This window comes from Psychrobacter immobilis (assembly GCF_904846285.1).
GTDB lineage: Bacteria > Pseudomonadota > Gammaproteobacteria > Pseudomonadales > Moraxellaceae > Psychrobacter > Psychrobacter immobilis_D.
Genome location: NZ_CAJHAD010000002.1, coordinates 145,177 through 162,849, shown reverse-complemented (window position 1 = coordinate 162,849; position 17,673 = coordinate 145,177). Strand labels below are relative to the sequence as shown.

The window sequence follows — 17,673 nt, the reverse complement described above, 5'->3', positions numbered from 1 at the left end:
GTAACGCTATTATTATTTATAATACTCGTAAACCTGACAAGAATGAGAATACCAAACTATAAGCACTGTATAAGCATTGAGTATAAATACCGAGCAAAAAGCGAGCAAAAACTAAGCAATGAGCAGTTTTAACGACCGCTTATAGCGAAATTCCTACCATTCAGTGGGAATTTCTTAATTTTTGCATAGCCTACTCGCTTAGCAGTTGACATTGAAGGCGATTTACGATTAATTAGAGGGCGGTCTGCCCGTTTTTTAGCTTTGTGCTTTTAAGCTTTTGTAGCTTAGGTCAGTCAGCATTCATTCAGTCACCATTTACCCAAACAGTCCAGCACCGATAAACTGTCTTGCATCGACAAATCCTCCTGAACTGGCAAATAGGTATTGGAAAATAGGATCGCCGCTTTATGAGTCAAACCTTACCCAAACTCAGTCATCATTTAGTCGATGACGCTCAATATAATCTGCTGCGCTCAGTAGGTTATCTCACTGCGGCTGAACGTAGTGATATTATTGATGCCTGTGAGTTCGGTGATATTGCGCATATCAAAGACAAGCGTAAATCAGGGGAGCCTTATATCACCCATCCGATTGCCGTTGCCGAAATATTGGCAGGTTTTCGCTTGGATCGCGATACGATTATTGCGGCAATTCTCCATGATACGGTCGAAGATACCGAGGTCACGGCTGAGCAGATTGGGCAGCGTTATGGCAAAATAGTGGCAAGACTGGTCGATGGCGTCACCAAATTAAAATCATCAACCCATAATAAACAAGAAAATAAAGCGGCTACCTTTCATAAAATCTTGACGGCCACTCTTGCCGACCCGCGCGTATTAATTATCAAACTGTCTGACCGCCTGCATAATATGTCGACGCTAGATGCGGTACGCCCAGAAAAACAGCGCACCACCGCGCAAGAAACCTTGGATTTTTATGTCCCCTTTGCGCGCTTAATGGGTCTAAATGACATTGCTGACTATATCGAAGTATTGTGTTATCGCAACCTTGACTCCGACATGTATAATAAAATTTCTGATAAGCTGCTACAGCATGGGCTTGGGCGTAATTTTCAAAGAGAAGCCATTCATCGCTATTTAAGTATTGTTCTAAACAATCTTGATTTGAATGGCATGGTCAAAGTCTTAGACAATCGCGTCGTTATCTTCCGGCAGTTTTTCCGTAATCGCGGTGAAATCAATGCCCTACTGCGTCATTATGCGTTTGAGATTGTGCTTGATAACATCGAAGCCTGTGACAAGCTTGCTTATTATCTGATTAAAAAATACCAGATTGATGACAGTCATATCGCTGATAATATTCGTCGACCGCTACCCGGTGGCAATCAGTCGCTGACCCTTATCTATGAGCGCGATAATGACTTTGTTAAAGTCACTATCTTAACCAAGCAAATGCAGAACGCCGCAAGGCTTGGCGTTATTGGTGCAGAACATGCCTCCGACGTCAGTCAATCGGTCATTCAAGCGTCATTACGTAATATGAAAGACTTGGTCGACGATGAAGACAATCTAGATGAGGACAGTCCTGATTTTTCAGCGGCGGTCTCCACCATTAATGAGCTGATGGATTATCTGCACTCGAGTAAAATCATCTGCTACAGTCCACAAGGGCGCGCTTATGAGATACCACAGGGCGCAACCGCGCTAGACTTTGCCTACGCCGTAGGGCCTATGGTCGGCAATGTCGCCGTCGGTGCCAATGTCGATAATAAACACGCAAAACTTGGTACCGTGCTTAAAAATGGTCAACTGGTCGAGATTGAGGTCAATAGCCACTCTGAACCAAAGGCGGAATGGTTAGGCTTTGTAGTGACGAATAAAGCGCGGGTAGAAATTCTACGCTGGTTTAAAGACTTATCTGCTGCCGACAGCAGCATCATGGCATGCAAGCCTTAGATAGAGCATTAAAAACGTATCAGAAAAGCCTCGATGATTTAAGTGAGAGTGATTGGAAAAACCTCATCGAATGGCGCGGACTGACTGAAAAATCGGCGCTATTTGAACAGATAAGCTCAGGTACACTCCTGCCACAATTGGTGGTTACACGTTTGTTTAGTGATGAAGTTTGTGATATTCAATCGCAAGAGAGCGTTGATGATATGACTCAACCCCAGCAACTGATTGTCAATGCTTCAGGCGTCGAGCTTGATTTTGCCAATTGCTGTCACCCCATTTATGGCGACCCTATCGTCGGTCATTTATCCCGTCATGGTTTGGTTGTCCATCGCCATAAATGCTTTTCATTAGACGATATCCGTAAAGACAACCCTTATCAGGTCATCCAATTACGCTGGCGCAATGATAAAGCAATTAAGCAAAGCAACTCAGAAGAACATGGTAGTAAAGTTCGTTTCCCCGCTTATCTTAAGCTCTCAATCGCCTTAAGTGATGAACAAATCAGTGAAGTCATTTATCATTTGCGCCAGTTAAATATCGGGGTCGAAAAGGTCGACGTGCGTAGCAGCGATACCATTATTCATATCGTGGTACGTAGTCGCAATCATTTAGCGCAAGGTATTCGCGAACTCCGCTCGCTACTCGGATTCCCTAATATTATCCGGCTATATCAATTATAAAAGCAGTTAAAATAAATGTTAAAATCCATATCTTTTATCTATACCTTTTAAACGTTAGGCTTCAGCCTATGTATTTAATTTTAAGCGTTTAACGCCGCCTAAAAGTTATTGCTAACTTTTCAACCAAATAAACATTAAAGAATATCATAAGGATATCATATGACTCGTCAAACTATTCAAACCGATAAAGCCCCAGCCGCCGTTGGCACCTATTCACAAGCAGTAAAAGTGGGTAATACTGTTTATATTTCAGGTCAGTTGGGTTTTGACCCTGATACTATGGAGCTAAAAGAAGGTTTTGAAGCGCAAGCGAAGCAAGTATTTGAGAATATCAAAGCCATTTGTGAAGCAGCTGGCGGCAGCTTAAATGATGTGGTCAAATTCAACGTCTCCTTAACCGATTTAAATGACTTTGCGGCGTTAAATGAAGTATTCGTCGCTAACTTAAGCGAGCCATACCCTGCCCGCGCAGCCGTACAAGTCGCCGCACTACCTAAAGGCGGCGTGGTTGAAATTGAATCTATTATGTATATTGAATAAGACGGCTATTGAGCTTTATTAAGCTCTACGGTTTTATGTGAAAAGTAATAATAAGCTTAGCATCTGCTAAGCTTATTGGTCTTTATTTATCTATCTATATCCATATCGCCATTTTTATTGTTATTCCCTATTCACCTGATAAGACTGCGAAGCCCTTTTATGTTGCTACAAGTTGCGCTACCTGTGCCCCTTTATCGGGTATTTGACTATAGCTTGCCAGCATATAGCAGCGCTTTGCCAAACGGCACTTCAACTCATATACCGCCTATTGGTAGCCGTGTCGAAGTCTCCTTTGGTCGTCAAACCTTAATCGGTATCGTCATTGCTCATATTGCTGCAACAGATAGCGACGTACCCCTCAATAAGCTCAAACCTATCAATAAATGCTTAGATGCTGAGCCTATTTTGGATACCAGTATGCTAAAGCTGGCGCATTGGCTGGCGCGCTATTATCACTATCCACTCGGTGACGTCTTGGCCGTTATGTTGCCAACTCTCGTTCGCCAAGGTAAGCCGCTGGATTTACTGATTACCCATTGGCGAATTTTGCCACATGTAAACGACGACGACTTTCGCGCCAATGCAAAAAAGCAAAAGCAACAATTTGATATGCTTAAACTACACGGCGAGCACGGCGCTAGTGAAGATATTTTGCTGTTAGAAGGGATGCAGCGCAGTTTTTTAAAAGCGTTAGAAGAAAAAGGCCTTATCGAGCGCTATATTCAAAACAAACAAGCACCTGCTCCTGTTAAATTGGCAACCATGCCACTTGAGCTTAATGAAGAGCAAGAGCTTGCCGTTACCGCGATTATTGCTGCTCATGAAGCTAAGCAATATACGGGGTTTTTATTAAACGGTATTACCGGTAGTGGTAAGACCGAAGTCTACTTGCAGGCGATGCAAGCAGTCTTAGAAGCCGGCAAGCAAGTATTGATATTAGTACCAGAGATTGGACTGACGCCGCAGACGCGCGCGCGCTTTGCCAGTCGTTTTGCGGCTCATATTGTCTTGCTACATTCCGGTATGAACAATACCCATCGCTTGCAAGGCTGGCAAGATTGCCGTACCGGTCATGCGCAAATCATCATTGGAACGCGCTCAGCGGTACTATATCCTTTTGCAGATTTGGGCTTAATTGTCGTGGATGAAGCACATGATGGCTCTTATAAGCAGCAAGATACGTTGCGCTATCATGCCGCCGACGTGGCGCTTTATCGTGGATTACAAGCCAATATCCCTGTTGTACTTGGTACCGCTACCCCTTCTCTTGAACATTTAAAACTGGTCGATGATGGCAAGCTGGTAGAGTGTCAACTGCAAACTCGCCCCGGTAATGCCAAGCTTGCCAGCATGCAGCTGATTGATGCACGCTTGCAAAGTACGCATCAACAAACGACGGACGCAGGCGCACGCTATGATACCGGTCTGACCGATGCGCTGATTGGTGCAATACGGCAAACGCTAGAAGCAGGCGATCAAGTATTAATATTTTTAAATCGCCGTGGCTATGCGCCAGTTTTGCTATGCGAAGCTTGCGGCTGGCAAGCAGATTGTCCGCGCTGTGACGCGCATTTAACGGTTCATTATAATAGCAAATCGCAATCTAATTCCTATTCAAGCAGCTCCTATTTAAAATGCCACCACTGCGATTGGCAAGCTTATATTCCAACGGTTTGCCCTGATTGTGGCAGTCAAAATTTGGATGCCAAAGGAATGGGGACGACAAGACTCAGCGAAAACTTGCATGCGATTTTTGCCAATCCGCAAACCAGTAAAGCGCTGTATCCCATTATCCAAATCGATCGCGATACCACCAGACGTAAAGACAGCTGGGAAAATATCTATCAGCGTATTAATGAAGGCAAGCCTGCCATCTTAGTCGGTACGCAAATGGTCGCCAAAGGTCATCATTTCCCTAATGTTACCTTGGTTTGTTTACCCAATGCTGATCGTGGTTTTTTATCCGCCGATTTTCGCTCGCCAGAACATACCGCACAATTAATGATTCAAGTAGCAGGACGTGCCGGTCGCGGTGATAAATCGGGGCGCGTACTCATTCAAACACTGCAACCCGATAATGAACTGTTATTAAAATTGGTAAAAGATGGTTATCTGTCATTTGCTCGCGAGCTATTACAAGAGCGTAAAATGATGGGCTTGCCGCCTCATAGTTATGCTGCCTTGATACGCTGTGAAGGCAAAACCCTTGCCGCCACGACGCAAGCCCTTAAAGATGCGATTGCCATTTTGCCAAATGGTCATAATCTTGCTGTCCTCGGTCCTATCGATGCGCCGATGAGTAAAAAGAACAGTCGCTACCACGTGCAATTGCTGCTGTTAGGCAAAGACAGACAGCAATTGCATCGAGTATTAAATCATTGGTGGCAACCTGTCCTTGCTCTGCCAAGCGCCAAATATCTTAAGCTCACCTTGGATATTGACCCTGTTGGCTGGTAACTTCCAACTATTACTCTTTAAGCCCAACTACTACTCTATAGCTTGCCGTCACTAAAGAATGCTTTTCAAAATCGGTCATTCCTCTTTTACCGCCTAAATACAGCAAGCCTTTATTAAATGTGCTAAATTCTTTATGTCTGTCTGGTTTATGCTCAGCAAGCACAGCTTTATAAACCATCCATTTCACCTTCTATCATCCTGAGTGTTGTTATGAATCAAAACCACCCAAAACCTGAAAAACATGACCATTCTCATGAGAATGCTGCGGCTGATAACCATAAGCACGGTCAAAAGGATGCAGAAGGTCATTATAGTAAAGACAGTTATACTGATGATAATCAAGACAATCACGACCACGATGAGCACCTAGAACAGACGGTTGCACCTCGCGATACCAAAGGCTATCAGCGTACTTTGCTGTTTAGTTTTATCATTATTACTATCTATATGTTTGTCGAAGCCATCGGCGGCTGGCTTACTGGTAGTTTGGCGCTGCTGTCTGATGCGGGTCATATGCTCAGTGACGCGGTGGCCCTTGGCGCGACGTTAATGGCATTTAAAATTGGTGAAAAAGCCGCCACGCATCAAAAAACCTTTGGTTATAAACGCTTTGAGATTTTAGTGGCGACGGTCAATGGCGCGACATTGGTTATTATTGCCATCATGATTTTTTATGAGGCAATTAAGCGCTTCAATTCGCCGCCTGAAATTGCGACCCAAGGCATGCTTATCGTTGCCACCATTGGTATGTTGGTCAACATTTTAGTCGCTTGGCTGATGCACCGTGGCAGTCGTGGCACAGATGCACATGGTCACAGTCATGCAGGCAGTAACAAGGACAGTCAAGGAAAAAATGAGGGTAAAGCACCGGTCAATCTGAATATGCAAAGTGCTTATTTGCATGTGCTAAGTGACTTAATGGGTTCGGTTGCCGCTATCGTTGCTGCGCTTTTGATGATGAGTTTTGGTTGGGTGTGGGCGGATGCGGCGGCCTCGGTAATTGTCGCCATATTAATTTTATTTAGTGGTTACCGCGTTGTCCGTGATTCGGTACATATCTTGATGGAAGGCACACCAGAGGGCATATCGCTGGTGGAGGTCGAGGACAAATTGCTTGCCCATCCGCAAGTACTACAAGTCCATGACCTGCACGTTTGGAGTATCACCAGTGGTCTCAACGCCCTATCTTGCCATGTGGTCGTCGATGGCGAAATGAGTATTTATGAATCTAGTATCTTGATTACCAATTTAGAGCAAAGCCTCCTTGAACTTGATATTCATCATGCGACCATTCAGGTTGAAAGCTTAGCGCACCCGCAAACCAAGACCCATAGCGATGCCTTAGTTTGCGATATCTCACAGCAGGCGACTGATGCTAACAGTCATATTGGTCACAACCATTAAGCATAAGAAATTAAATATTAAAAACCCTATCTTTCATATAAATATTAATTAAAACGTCGCCTACCTATTTGTCAGTTATGGGCGACGTTTTATCAAGTAACGCTTTATAAAGTGATGACCATAACGCAGCATTATATAAATTATCCAAAGTGCTGTTATTAACCAAATACCTAGCCCAAGTCCTAACAACGTCATGCGAATCCAAAAATCTAGTACACTGTCCATAATATGCGGCAGATAAGCTGGTCCCATATTTGACGCAATTAGCAACCAAAATCCAAATAGCAGTGCCAGTCCTACACAGATAATACTTAAGATTATTTTGCCAAAAGTTATTAATAAGCTGCGCCAGTCATTATGATTGGGAAAATATTTTGAGCCATTATTCACAAAAATAGCTCCTAATAAAGAAACTTAAAAAAGATAACTAAAAATGTCTAATTTTAAATAAGCTTATATCACGCGGGTTTTTATCATTGTAATGGGATGTTAAAAAATCATGGGAAATTTTGCCGCGTCGCCATATCTTTCATCTAAATTCTGTATACTTAAGGCTTAAAACCCTTATTCATAACCAATTGATGACCTTCTGCCATGTCGAGACGCTCAGCTCCTTTCGTTGCTCCTAGCTACATTGATGACCCTATCTCAAGCGAGGGTAAAAAACATGCCAAAACATTACTATCAACGTTGCAAGAAGATATTGCCAGCTTTCGAGATGAGCAGTTTCCGCCTGATATTTTGCGTCAAATTCGTGATATGCCGATTTATGAAGGTAATTTAGCCGAAGTCCAAGCCTATCAGCAGCGTTGGCATAATCTGCTTGAGCGCGCTATGGCGTTTTATCCTGCTGCCAATCTACCGCCCGATTATCTACCACTACCAGCCAGCCTTGAGATACCGCAATTTATCTATCATGTGCAAAGGCTGCATCTGACCAAGACCCGGGCTAAAGAATCCAAAAGCTTTGGTTCGGTCGGCACGCTTACTGATAAATGTGGCAATTACAGCGCTGATGAAATTGCGCGTATAAGCGCCGTATTTGATAATGATGATGAGGCGCGTTTGGTAGCACATCGTGAATTTATCGATTTGCGCGCGTATGTATTTTGCCGTGATAACAAAGGTGAGATGCTAGAGCCTGAGCGCGTGCGCTTTTATCGCACTGGGCTTATCGTTCATGCTCTACCCGATTTTAAAATCGTCGATAGCCGCCAGACGCCGCGTAAGCGCCGTAACGATGCTTATAGTAATCCGCTGGCAGATAATGGCGTATGGAAGATTTACCATAAGAAATAAACTATGTTCAAAATTTTTTGATTATTGAGCTACCCTGTTGTACTGCTTACTTTATCGTTACTGCTAAGGATTCCAGATGCTCGCTGCCGCCGCCGGCTCACCAAATTTAATGTTACAAGCTACGATTTTCTTAGGAGCAGCGCTGCTGTTTGTACCTCTGGGCAAGCGTTTCGGTATTGCGACGGTGTTGGGATATTTGATTACCGGTCTGATATTAGGCCCCAGTGGTTTAGATGTCGCAGGCGATGCGGAAAGCTTATTACATTTTTCTGAGTTCGGCGTGGTCATGCTGCTATTTATTATTGGCCTTGAGCTGCAACCCTCGCGCTTATGGGCACTACGGCGTTCAATATTTGTCCTTGGTGGCTTACAAGTTGGTTTGACTGGTACGCTATTAATGTGGCTGTTGCACCAGTTTTTTACCTTGCCACTTGATACCGCTTTTATCGTTGGTTTCGGTCTTGCACTGTCATCGACTGCTTTTGTGCTGCAAATCCTGACGGAAAAACAGCAGCTTTCTAGTACTCATGGCCGCGAAGCCTTTACGATCTTATTATTCCAAGATATTGCCGTTATTCCTTTGTTAGCGGTCATTCCGTTCTTGTCAGGGGTACGCCAACAAAGCTACGATTTGATTTATTTTGCTAAGGTTTTTGCGGTTTTTGCCGGACTTATCTTTGCCAGCCGTTATATCATCCGACCTTTCTTTAAGTTTGTGGCATCCAGTGGCGCATCAGAACTCTTAACCGCCGTCGCCTTATTTATCGTCATGGGTGTGTCTATTTTGATGGGGCAAATTGGTCTATCGATGGCATTGGGTGCATTTTTAACTGGGGTTTTGCTAGCCGATTCTGAGTATCGTCACGAATTAGAAGCCAGTATCGAGCCGTTTAAAGGGCTACTACTAGGACTGTTCTTTATGTCGGTCGGTATGCTCACCGATGTTAAACTCATTTTAGCAAAGCCCATTTTTATCATCGGCTGTGCCATGGCGTTGATGATGATTAAATTTGGTGTTATTACCGCTATTGCAAAAGTATCTGGTAATCGCTGGCCAACCAGTATCCGCTTGGGCGTCACCCTTGCGCAAGGTGGTGAATTTGCCTTTGTGTTATTCAGTGTGGCCACAGCGCAGAACGTCTTGCTCCCTGAACTTGCCAATACCCTAAACCTTATCGTCACCATATCCATGGCACTCACGCCACTGGCATTTTTACTATTAGAAAAAATCGGTGAGCCACTATTTGCTAAAAGCAAACCAAGCCGCGAATACGATACGATTCCCGACGATGAGCATCAGGTCATTATTGCCGGTTTTGGGCGTGTCGGTCAGATTATCGGTCGCGTGCTGCGTATGCACAATATCGAATTTACGGCGATTGAGCGCTCGGCAAATCGCGTTGATTTCGTGCGTAAATTTGGTAACCAAGTCTATTATGGCGATCCAAAAAACCCCGAGATACTACGCGCCGCTGGTATCAAAAAAGCACGCGTCTTTATTCTCGCCATCGATGATGTGGAGCGCTCTATCACCACCGCTCAATATTTGCGTAAAAACTATCCCGATATGATTGTCTTAGCGCGCGCCCGTGACCGCCAGCATTATTACCGTTTACGTGAAGTCGGCGTGCGTCATATTTGGCGTGAAACCTACTTATCGTCTTTAGATATGTCGCGTGAATCGCTACAGCTACTCGGTATCTCACCAGAAAAAGCACGCGAAACCGTCCAAACCTTTCGTGATTATGACGACGACTTGATTGAACGCCAGCAAGCGATTTATGACGATGAAGCCAGTATGATTGAATCGGCACAATCAGCCATAGCTGAGCTTGAGAGTTTATTTGATGAAGATATCGATAAAGCCCGTAAAATGGATTTAAGCGATTTTTATGACGCGCTAAAAAGCCAATCAACACCCGCCGATGGAAAAGATGATCTGACTGCTGACTCTAAAAACTAACCACTATTTACTTTTAATAATCAATTAATCTTCAATACAGCTTTGAGGCGCTTGTCTTTTATTTAGCGAGGTCATACAGCGCCAATTATCGCTATCGGGCACATGATAAAAAACTAGTGTCTGCTCATTTAAATAACGTAATGGAAACTTAACGTTTTGAATGGTGGCAATGACTGCGCAATCGGTGTTTGCCACGCCCGCAGCTTTGGTATCGACAGCAATATTTACTTGCTGCGTGCCCATATCTAAAGGCAGATTAAGTGGACACTGCCCCGTTTGCCGATACGTCAGCGCCACACGATTTTGTGCTGTTTTAGCGGTATCGTAGGTATCAAACAACACTTCATTTTCTTTGGGCTTGGCGACAATGGGTAAAAACTGCACCTTTATTACCATTAACGCAAAAGCAAAAAATCCAAAGCCTAAACCCAAGCCAAATAAGCTGACCCCGCCTTCTTTTTGCAAATGTACTTTTTGAGCTGCTTCATCGCGCGGATAATCATTGATAGCATCAGCAATCTCGCGCCGTGCCATGCGGTAATAATAAGCGTCCGTCCAACGTGCGACCATAAATGACCAAAATAGCCAAATCAGCGCCGCAATAGCGATACGGATGGCCATCTGGTAAGCCTCGGCAATATACGGCATCGCGACAAACTCAACCGCCACCAATACCAGCGCCACATTAAGCTGGATAAATGACCAGCCTGCAACGCTATAAACAATCGCATCCATATAACGCTTACGATACAGCAGCCAAGGGAAAGTCACAAAAAACGCCGCCCAGTGCCATTTTGGCGACAGATAACCTTGCTTATCAAACTCCTCAAAGCGCTTAAGATAATACGACTGGCTACGCTGACTGATAAACCATTTATCCAACTGTTGACGCTTTTGAGGCATGAGCTGATCTTGATAAAATGGGGGCGGCGAATCCGTTTCGATAAATAACATGATAATAAGCCTTACTTGTTATTAAACAGAAATTTTAACGCAATGATTCTTATGAAATATTTTTCATTAAAATATTCTTACTAAATGGCTATGTTTAAGAATTATTTTTAAATAACGCTTATCATATGATAACGCCAAAAGCCCTCCGTAGAAAACCCATATATATGAAACCTGACTATAGAAAAAATAGATTTCTGGTATTGCATTTCATAGAAAAGTCATAGAAATAGATGAAAGTTATGGCAGACTCGCTAAAATTGGATTGTGCGTTCACAGTGGTCACGATTTCACTTATAATGAGGCAACTTTACCCACTTAATTAAGCCTTGTTAATCCTATGAGTCAACATCCTGATATCAATGACCACATTAATGGTGCTAATACCACTGATGAGCAAACCTCTAATAGTAGTAACATTATGACCCCTGAAACTCATGCTACAACTGATACTGCCACTAGCACGGATACAGATGCTAGTGGCCAAGCTGACCCTACAGAGGGTAAACACATTCGTATCGTTAATACCTTTATGAAACGCCGTACGCATATGAATAAAAATGCTGAACTGGCACTGACTGCGCCAGAGTTTGCGCATTATTTAGTCAATAACAGTTTCGGTGATGGTAATCTTGATGGCATTGATGATTTGCGAGTGCTATTCGCAGATAGCCCTAACGGCAGTGACGCGCCGCTCACTTTAGAGATTGGTTTTGGCTTGGGTGATTCATTTATCGAGATGGCCACTGCTGAGCCGACGCGCAATTTCGTTGGTGTCGAAGTCCATGAGCCAGGTATCGGTAAATGTGCTTATATGGCAGGTACGCAAGGTTTAACCAACGTGAAAATCATTAACGGTGATGCCATCCAATTACTTAAGCAGTTACCAGAAAACCATATCGATCGTATCCAGCTTTACTTCCCTGACCCTTGGCAAAAAAAGCGTCATTACAAACGCCGTTTTGTTAGCCCTGAGCGCATGGCGATTGTCACGCGCAGCTTAAAGCAAGGCGGCTGGTTCCATACTGCCACTGACTGGGAACATTATGCCTTTTGGATGGTTGAAGTTTTAGATGGTTTTACAGGGCTTAGCAATCAAGCAGGCGTAGGTAATTTCACTAACCGTCCTGACTTTCGTCCAATGACCAAGTTTGAGCGCCGAGGGTTAGAGCGTGGACATGGTGTTTGGGATTTAATCTATATTAAAGACTGATCTCGCTAGCACTACCCTAGCGATGTTGCCATATAGCGGCTAAGATACTAATAATGTATTTAGCCGCTTTTTTGTGGCTGAATACCTATCCCTCCCTACTTCATCTGTTGATATATAAGGCTTCGCACGCTTTGCTAGCTACTTTTAAATCATTAATGCCTTTAAATGCGGGCTTTATATCCACTAGATACCCGCTAGCCATATGTGAAACATAGGCATTAGACGGTAATTTTACCCCTAAATTTAAAGTTGCAAAATTAGAAATAGTCTATATTTGGCTTGCAAGCGATATTCCATATCTGCGCAAACATTGATAGGATAAGGGTTTGGTGAGTTCTCCCCATAAGCTGTGGATAACCCTGTGTATAAGTCGCCACTTGACAAGTATTTCCCTAGGTAGCTTAAAGGGTTAGGTAAAATCGTTCATTTTTTGTACAATTTTTAAAGCTATGTAAATCAACAACTTAAATTGTATTTGAAAGCAAAATAATATATTTTTAATATTTTTCAAATTAATTTTATCGCTAGGGATGTTTCACAAGCGCTGAATAAAAATACTTTTTTTATTGTGGACAACTCGTAAATCTATTGACAAATAAGCCTATTATAAACTTCGAAACTAAGAGAAAAATCAAGCTTATTTTATGAGTATTCTTATAAAACACCATACGACACTCACTGTCGTTTAGCTTCTTAGCACCCTCAATATTGGCCTTGGATTTTGTTATAATAGCCTTATCTAATCAACAGTGATATAAAATAGGATAGCTTAAAAACTACGTGGAAAGCATGTGCTAACTAAGCTCACTGCTATTATTATACTCATTTAATAGCAAAAATTATGAACTTTTTTTTGCTTTTATCATTATTGAATTTTACTGTATAGTAGCGTGATATATTCGATATCATCGTCTTCAACCTAATATCTCCAACCACTTCGACTTTGTTTAAAAATCTCTCTTACTACTGTTTGAGTCTGTAAGCTAACCCATTGAGCAAAGCGTCTGTGGTAAACAGTTATAAATAACCAGTACATTTATTAGCCTTACTCATTATTTACACTTATTATTAATAACAAGGAGTCCTATATGGACGAAAATAAAGCCAAAGCCCTCAAAGCAGCACTTGGTCAAATCGAAAAGCAGTTTGGTAAAAATACCATCATGCATCTAGGCGATGACTCAGCTATTATGGATGTGGATGTGGTATCAACGGGCTCATTGGGCCTAGATATTGCGCTTGGCATTGGCGGTTTACCAAAAGGCCGTATCGTTGAGATTTACGGTCCAGAAAGCTCGGGTAAAACGACCATGACCTTGCAAGCAATTGCAGAATGCCAAAAGCAAGGCGGTGTCTGCGCCTTTATCGATGCTGAGCATGCACTAGATCCAGTTTATGCGCGCAAGCTTGGCGTGAACACTGATGACCTATTGCTCTCTCAGCCTGACAACGGTGAGCAAGCGCTTGAGATTACCGATATGTTGGTACGCTCAGGGGCAGTTGATATGATCGTCATTGATTCCGTGGCTGCGTTGACGCCGCGCGCGGAGATTGAAGGCGAAATGGGCGACTCACACATGGGTCTGCAAGCACGTTTGATGAGCCAAGCGCTACGTAAAATCACTGGTAATGCCAAACGCTCAAATTGTATGGTGGTGTTTATTAACCAAATCCGTATGAAAATTGGTGTGATGTTTGGTAGCCCGGAGACCACGACTGGTGGTAACGCGCTTAAGTTCTACGCCTCGGTACGTATGGATATCCGCCGTATCGGTGCAGTTAAAAATGGTGATGAAATCATCGGCAATCAAACCCGTGTCAAGGTTATTAAAAACAAGATGGCGCCTCCATTCCGTCAAGCAGAGTTTGAAATTACTTATGGCGAAGGTACTAACCATTTAGCTGAAGTGATTGACTTGGGTGTTGAGATTGGTGCAGTGGGCAAAGCCGGCTCTTGGTATAGCTATGGCGATGAAAAAATCGGTCAAGGTAAAGCCAATTCGGTACTGTTCCTAAAAGAAAACCCTGCGATTGCACAAGAAATCGAAGCCAAAATCCGTGAGGAAAAACTTGGATCCAAAAAAGAAGCCAAAGCCACAGATACTAATGAAGCCGATGTAGAACTTGCTTCTGAACCTGTTCAATAACGGATTCATTATTCACCGTTATCAATGATCATGACTTGTTATGAAAATTAAATTGTTATGAAAATTAAAACCTTAGCTGAAATACTCGCTGAATCGGAAGCCGATTCAGCGAGTAGTCCTGATATCAAATCAAAAAAACCTTTTAAATCCTCTGAACCTGCTAAACCTTCTCAGCACTCCTATCAAGACAATCCTAGAAAAACGGCTAAGACGCGCAAACATTCAACCCATTATTGTGAAGACAATTCATTATCTGACGATTCTAACTTTGAGATAGATTCAGTTGATGCTCATTCTTCTACCAGTAAAAACCCTTCCAAATCCAAGAAACGTAAAAAGCGTTTTCATCCAGCGGCGAATTTTAGCCCTGAGCCTAGTGACGTGCCTGTTTATCAGCCTCCAGAAGCTCAAAGTATTAAGCAGATGCTCGCTGAAGTTAAGAATAACGTTCATGATGATCCTATAAACAGTGACAAACATCAAAAAGAGTTTGCTGAAAGCCATCAAGCAGACCTCGATAACCTACCCTCTGCACTCAAAGCGTATTTACGCACTCCCGAACAAAAACAAGCGGAAATTGACGCTATCAAAGCCGAAAGTCGCTTACGTTGGTTGGCGTTTTATTATTTATCACGTCGTGAATACGGTAAGGCTGAACTGAAGCAAAAATTACTTGATAAAGAGCAAGATCCAGACAAGATCGACGATCTACTCGATGAGTTTGAAGAGAAAGGCTATCAAAGCGATTACCGCACCACTCTTATGCTCATTCGTGAAAATATCCGTAAAGGTCGCGGACATGGGCGTATTAGGCAGGAGTTTTATCGTAAAAAAATTGCCATGCCCGCTAATATTGACGAGCTTATCGATATGGCGAACGCTGAATTAGAAGAATTTAGTGAGTTTATAGATGATAGCGCGGATAACTTAGTTGAAGGCGTCGATTGGCTAAAACTGGCAGTTAGCGCACGTACCAAAAAATACGGCGATGACATACCCACTGAGCAAAAAGACAAAGCACGCCAGCTGCGTTTTTTACAATATCGCGGCTTTAATACCGATATCTGCTTTGAAGCGCTCAATTATACCTTAGAGACATTGGACGAACGTTTTTAGAATTATTTTCCTTAAAACGTTCGCCCTTCAATAATTTTATTACTTTGTCAAATAAAAAAGAGCGCATTCACATGCACTCTTGTTATTACTAAAATTTTCAAACACAGATGCTTAAACAGTAGTTAGCAACCCTATTTTATTTCAACGTCGTTCTATTTTAATATCGCTTTATTTTAACATTCCTAAGCTGCTCGATAATTGATTCATAATTTGATCAATCTCTTCATTGGCTTCAGGCTCATTATCCAAATTGCCATTGGGCGTCAATTGATTCATCACTTCAGGCAACAGCTCAGCGAGACCTTGACGTACTTCCATCTCATTTGCGCCAGTATGCGCGGCTACTTGCTGGATTTCGCTTTCATCAAATAGATTGTGAATGTCATTAGGATCTAAATTATCATTGGCTTCTTGATTGCTCATCCAAGAACGTGCCTGATTTTCATAACCCATGCCGGTAATTTTTAATAAGGCGCCACTCAAGCCGCCATTACGTTTGATCCAGCTGAGCACCATCGGCATAAGCGCAGCAATCAGCATACCTTTACCGCCAAAGCCACTTCTAGAAGTTTGACCGCCAGTCATCTGACCACCCAGTACACTTCCTAAGATATCTCCAAGTCCGCCAGGACCTGAGCTCATACCACCACCGCGCTGATTAGCGCCTGTCAGACCGCCAATGATATCGTCTAAACCAAAGCCGTTATCGGTGCGGCGCTCATACTGCTGCGGATTGTAACCACTCGGCTGATTACCGCCGCCTAATACGCCACCCAAGATATCACCCAATCCGCCAGTACGGCGCGGGTTAATGCGTTGATTCACTGGATTGCGCTGTGCGTCTTCTGGATCCATAGCACTGCGGGCAACCTGACTCACTAAATTTCCTAACAAACTCATAATCGCTTCCTTTTTATTATAAAAAATTTATCATCAAGCGCTTTTATTCACTTAGCCCATGTAAACAACCATCTACCAAAAGTATGGCAAATAGTTATAAATAAGTCGTTATAAACAAGTGCTAAAATAAATTAGCTATTGACGCTTTCTTGCAATATAGCAAATCTCTTTCATTATCTAGATAGGCATTTTGTTATGAGATGTGGTAGATCGTTAGCGATTAAAAAGAAAAAAATGAAAGGAATGGCAGTCATAAATAGGAGACTGAGTTTATCTACGCAGCTTTATGAGAAATGCTATGCGCCAAAATTGTTAATTGGCGCCAGTGTTCCGCGCTGACTTGATCCCGAAATACCGCTACGGATAAAGGGCGCAGATAAGGCTCTTTGATCATAAAACTAAAGCATATGACACACTGATAGTTACTGACCGCCGTAAGCTGCGCCTGCCATAAGGCATCACCGTTACTGGTACGCATGAGTAGCTGCCAATGCTGATAAACGCTTTTATCCAATGGCGGTTGACTCAGATGCAATAATATCGGGCGTGATAATGCTAAATAGCTGACCGCGGCGACAGTAACCACAAATATGAGTACATATTGCCACAACGCCAATGATGCAAGTCCTGCCAATATCACCATCACACATGCTAAAAGCATATAAAACAACAGGCGCAAATAGCTTGTAGGCTGAATAGGTGCGTCGATACGTAGCGAGGTTGGCGATATCATAATTGAATATCCAAGTATGCTTAAAACAAGAGCTTTAAGAGTTAGACTAAATCTTTATTATGGCGCCATGTTTTGATTTTATTGACCAAATCCCATATTGCCTCATTCTCTGGACGGCTTTGGTTGGTAAAGTAATCCAATAAATCAGGGTCTTCATGGGTCAGCATTTCTGCAAAAGTTGCTTGTTCGCTAGGGTCAGCCGTTAAATATAACTCTTTAATATAAGGGTCAATATAAAAATCTAATTCTTTCAATCCACGGCGTGCTTGATAAATAATGCGACGTTGCTCAAGGGTTGGCTCTGGTTGATTGCTTGGTTCTGGCTGAGTGGTATTTGTCATAAAAGTATTCTCA

The 17,673-nt window shown here is 42.9% G+C and carries 14 protein-coding genes and 1 pseudogene; 9 read left to right on the top strand and 6 right to left on the bottom strand.

Annotated features, from left to right (window positions below):
• Nucleotides 1-407 precede the first annotated feature (407 nt).
• The 3 genes and pseudogenes from JMX13_RS02715 (at nucleotide 408) to JMX13_RS02705 (ending at nucleotide 5,593) form a co-directional block, all read left to right on the top strand.
• A pseudogene (locus JMX13_RS02715) lies at nucleotides 408-2,596 on the top strand (RelA/SpoT family protein).
• Between the two features lie 159 nt (nucleotides 2,597-2,755).
• Nucleotides 2,756-3,136, top strand: a complete 381-nt coding sequence (locus JMX13_RS02710) for a RidA family protein (protein ID WP_183620424.1) — start codon at nucleotides 2,756-2,758, stop codon at nucleotides 3,134-3,136.
• 159 nt (nucleotides 3,137-3,295) lie between these two features.
• Nucleotides 3,296-5,593 (top strand): primosomal protein N', encoded by a 2,298-nt coding sequence (locus JMX13_RS02705; RefSeq protein ID WP_201609431.1) that lies wholly within the window; start codon nucleotides 3,296-3,298, stop codon nucleotides 5,591-5,593.
• Between the two features lie 10 nt (nucleotides 5,594-5,603).
• On the opposite strand, the gene JMX13_RS02700 is transcribed toward JMX13_RS02705, so the two are convergent.
• Nucleotides 5,604-5,771, bottom strand: coding sequence for a hypothetical protein (locus tag JMX13_RS02700; RefSeq protein WP_201609430.1), 168 nt, complete (start codon nucleotides 5,769-5,771; stop codon nucleotides 5,604-5,606).
• Between the two features lie 32 nt (nucleotides 5,772-5,803).
• Between JMX13_RS02700 and JMX13_RS02695 the strand changes: the two genes are divergently transcribed.
• Nucleotides 5,804-6,997 (top strand): cation diffusion facilitator family transporter, encoded by a 1,194-nt coding sequence (locus JMX13_RS02695; protein WP_201609429.1) that lies wholly within the window; start codon nucleotides 5,804-5,806, stop codon nucleotides 6,995-6,997.
• 75 nt (nucleotides 6,998-7,072) lie between these two features.
• Here the strand turns inward: JMX13_RS02695 and JMX13_RS02690 are convergent, their stop codons facing one another.
• On the bottom strand, nucleotides 7,073-7,387 hold the full coding sequence (locus JMX13_RS02690) for a hypothetical protein (RefSeq protein WP_201609428.1): 315 nt from the start codon (nucleotides 7,385-7,387) through the stop codon (nucleotides 7,073-7,075).
• Nucleotides 7,388-7,591: 204 nt separating this feature from the next.
• Between JMX13_RS02690 and JMX13_RS02685 the strand changes: the two genes are divergently transcribed.
• Together JMX13_RS02685 and JMX13_RS02680 are read left to right on the top strand one after the other, a co-directional pair.
• The gene (locus tag JMX13_RS02685; protein ID WP_201609427.1) at nucleotides 7,592-8,296 is read left to right on the top strand and encodes a hypothetical protein; all 705 of its coding nucleotides are present in this window, start codon (nucleotides 7,592-7,594) and stop codon (nucleotides 8,294-8,296) included.
• A 76-nt stretch (nucleotides 8,297-8,372) separates the two neighbouring features.
• Nucleotides 8,373-10,259, top strand: a complete 1,887-nt coding sequence (locus JMX13_RS02680) for a monovalent cation:proton antiporter-2 (CPA2) family protein (RefSeq protein WP_201609426.1) — start codon at nucleotides 8,373-8,375, stop codon at nucleotides 10,257-10,259.
• Nucleotides 10,260-10,283: 24 nt separating this feature from the next.
• On the opposite strand, the gene JMX13_RS02675 is transcribed toward JMX13_RS02680, so the two are convergent.
• Entirely contained in the window at nucleotides 10,284-11,213 is a 930-nt protein-coding gene (locus JMX13_RS02675) for a DUF2628 domain-containing protein (protein ID WP_201609425.1), read from the bottom strand.
• Nucleotides 11,214-11,550: 337 nt separating this feature from the next.
• Here JMX13_RS02675 and trmB point away from each other — a divergent pair, with 337 nt between their 5' ends.
• From trmB to JMX13_RS02660, 3 genes are all read left to right on the top strand, one after another.
• Nucleotides 11,551-12,423: a tRNA (guanosine(46)-N7)-methyltransferase TrmB gene (gene trmB / locus JMX13_RS02670; protein WP_201609424.1), complete on the top strand. Its 873-nt coding sequence runs from the start codon at nucleotides 11,551-11,553 to the stop codon at nucleotides 12,421-12,423.
• 1,088 nt (nucleotides 12,424-13,511) lie between these two features.
• The gene (gene recA / locus JMX13_RS02665) at nucleotides 13,512-14,570 is read left to right on the top strand and encodes a recombinase RecA (RefSeq protein ID WP_201544638.1); all 1,059 of its coding nucleotides are present in this window, start codon (nucleotides 13,512-13,514) and stop codon (nucleotides 14,568-14,570) included.
• 57 nt (nucleotides 14,571-14,627) lie between these two features.
• Nucleotides 14,628-15,686: a regulatory protein RecX gene (locus JMX13_RS02660; protein WP_201609423.1), complete on the top strand. Its 1,059-nt coding sequence runs from the start codon at nucleotides 14,628-14,630 to the stop codon at nucleotides 15,684-15,686.
• A 168-nt stretch (nucleotides 15,687-15,854) separates the two neighbouring features.
• On the opposite strand, the gene JMX13_RS02655 is transcribed toward JMX13_RS02660, so the two are convergent.
• The 3 genes from JMX13_RS02655 to JMX13_RS02645 form a co-directional block, all read right to left on the bottom strand.
• Nucleotides 15,855-16,586 (bottom strand): YidB family protein, encoded by a 732-nt coding sequence (locus JMX13_RS02655; protein WP_201609422.1) that lies wholly within the window; start codon nucleotides 16,584-16,586, stop codon nucleotides 15,855-15,857.
• A gap of 274 nt (nucleotides 16,587-16,860) precedes the next feature.
• Complete coding sequence (locus JMX13_RS02650; RefSeq protein WP_201609421.1) at nucleotides 16,861-17,319, bottom strand: hypothetical protein; 459 nt, start codon at nucleotides 17,317-17,319, stop codon at nucleotides 16,861-16,863.
• 41 nt (nucleotides 17,320-17,360) lie between these two features.
• Nucleotides 17,361-17,660, bottom strand: a complete 300-nt coding sequence (locus tag JMX13_RS02645) for a succinate dehydrogenase assembly factor 2 (protein WP_201609419.1) — start codon at nucleotides 17,658-17,660, stop codon at nucleotides 17,361-17,363.
• Between the last annotated feature and the right edge of the window lie 13 nt (nucleotides 17,661-17,673).

Excerpts from the sequence above, each read along its gene's own strand:
- JMX13_RS02710 (WP_183620424.1), top strand. The coding sequence starts at position 2,756 with ATGACTCGTCAAACTATTCAAACCGATAAAGCCCCAGCCGCCGTTGGC.
- JMX13_RS02700 (WP_201609430.1), bottom strand. The coding sequence starts at position 5,771 with ATGGTTTATAAAGCTGTGCTTGCTGAGCATAAACCAGACAGACATAAA.
- JMX13_RS02645 (WP_201609419.1), bottom strand. The coding sequence starts at position 17,660 with ATGACAAATACCACTCAGCCAGAACCAAGCAATCAACCAGAGCCAACC.
- JMX13_RS02680 (WP_201609426.1), top strand. The coding sequence starts at position 8,373 with ATGCTCGCTGCCGCCGCCGGCTCACCAAATTTAATGTTACAAGCTACG.
- trmB (WP_201609424.1), top strand. The coding sequence starts at position 11,551 with ATGAGTCAACATCCTGATATCAATGACCACATTAATGGTGCTAATACC.
- JMX13_RS02695 (WP_201609429.1), top strand. The coding sequence starts at position 5,804 with ATGAATCAAAACCACCCAAAACCTGAAAAACATGACCATTCTCATGAG.
- JMX13_RS02685 (WP_201609427.1), top strand. The coding sequence starts at position 7,592 with ATGTCGAGACGCTCAGCTCCTTTCGTTGCTCCTAGCTACATTGATGAC.
- JMX13_RS02655 (WP_201609422.1), bottom strand. The coding sequence starts at position 16,586 with ATGAGTTTGTTAGGAAATTTAGTGAGTCAGGTTGCCCGCAGTGCTATG.
- recA (WP_201544638.1), top strand. The coding sequence starts at position 13,512 with ATGGACGAAAATAAAGCCAAAGCCCTCAAAGCAGCACTTGGTCAAATC.
- JMX13_RS02705 (WP_201609431.1), top strand. The coding sequence starts at position 3,296 with ATGTTGCTACAAGTTGCGCTACCTGTGCCCCTTTATCGGGTATTTGAC.
- JMX13_RS02660 (WP_201609423.1), top strand. The coding sequence starts at position 14,628 with ATGAAAATTAAAACCTTAGCTGAAATACTCGCTGAATCGGAAGCCGAT.
- JMX13_RS02650 (WP_201609421.1), bottom strand. The coding sequence starts at position 17,319 with ATGATATCGCCAACCTCGCTACGTATCGACGCACCTATTCAGCCTACA.
- JMX13_RS02675 (WP_201609425.1), bottom strand. The coding sequence starts at position 11,213 with ATGTTATTTATCGAAACGGATTCGCCGCCCCCATTTTATCAAGATCAG.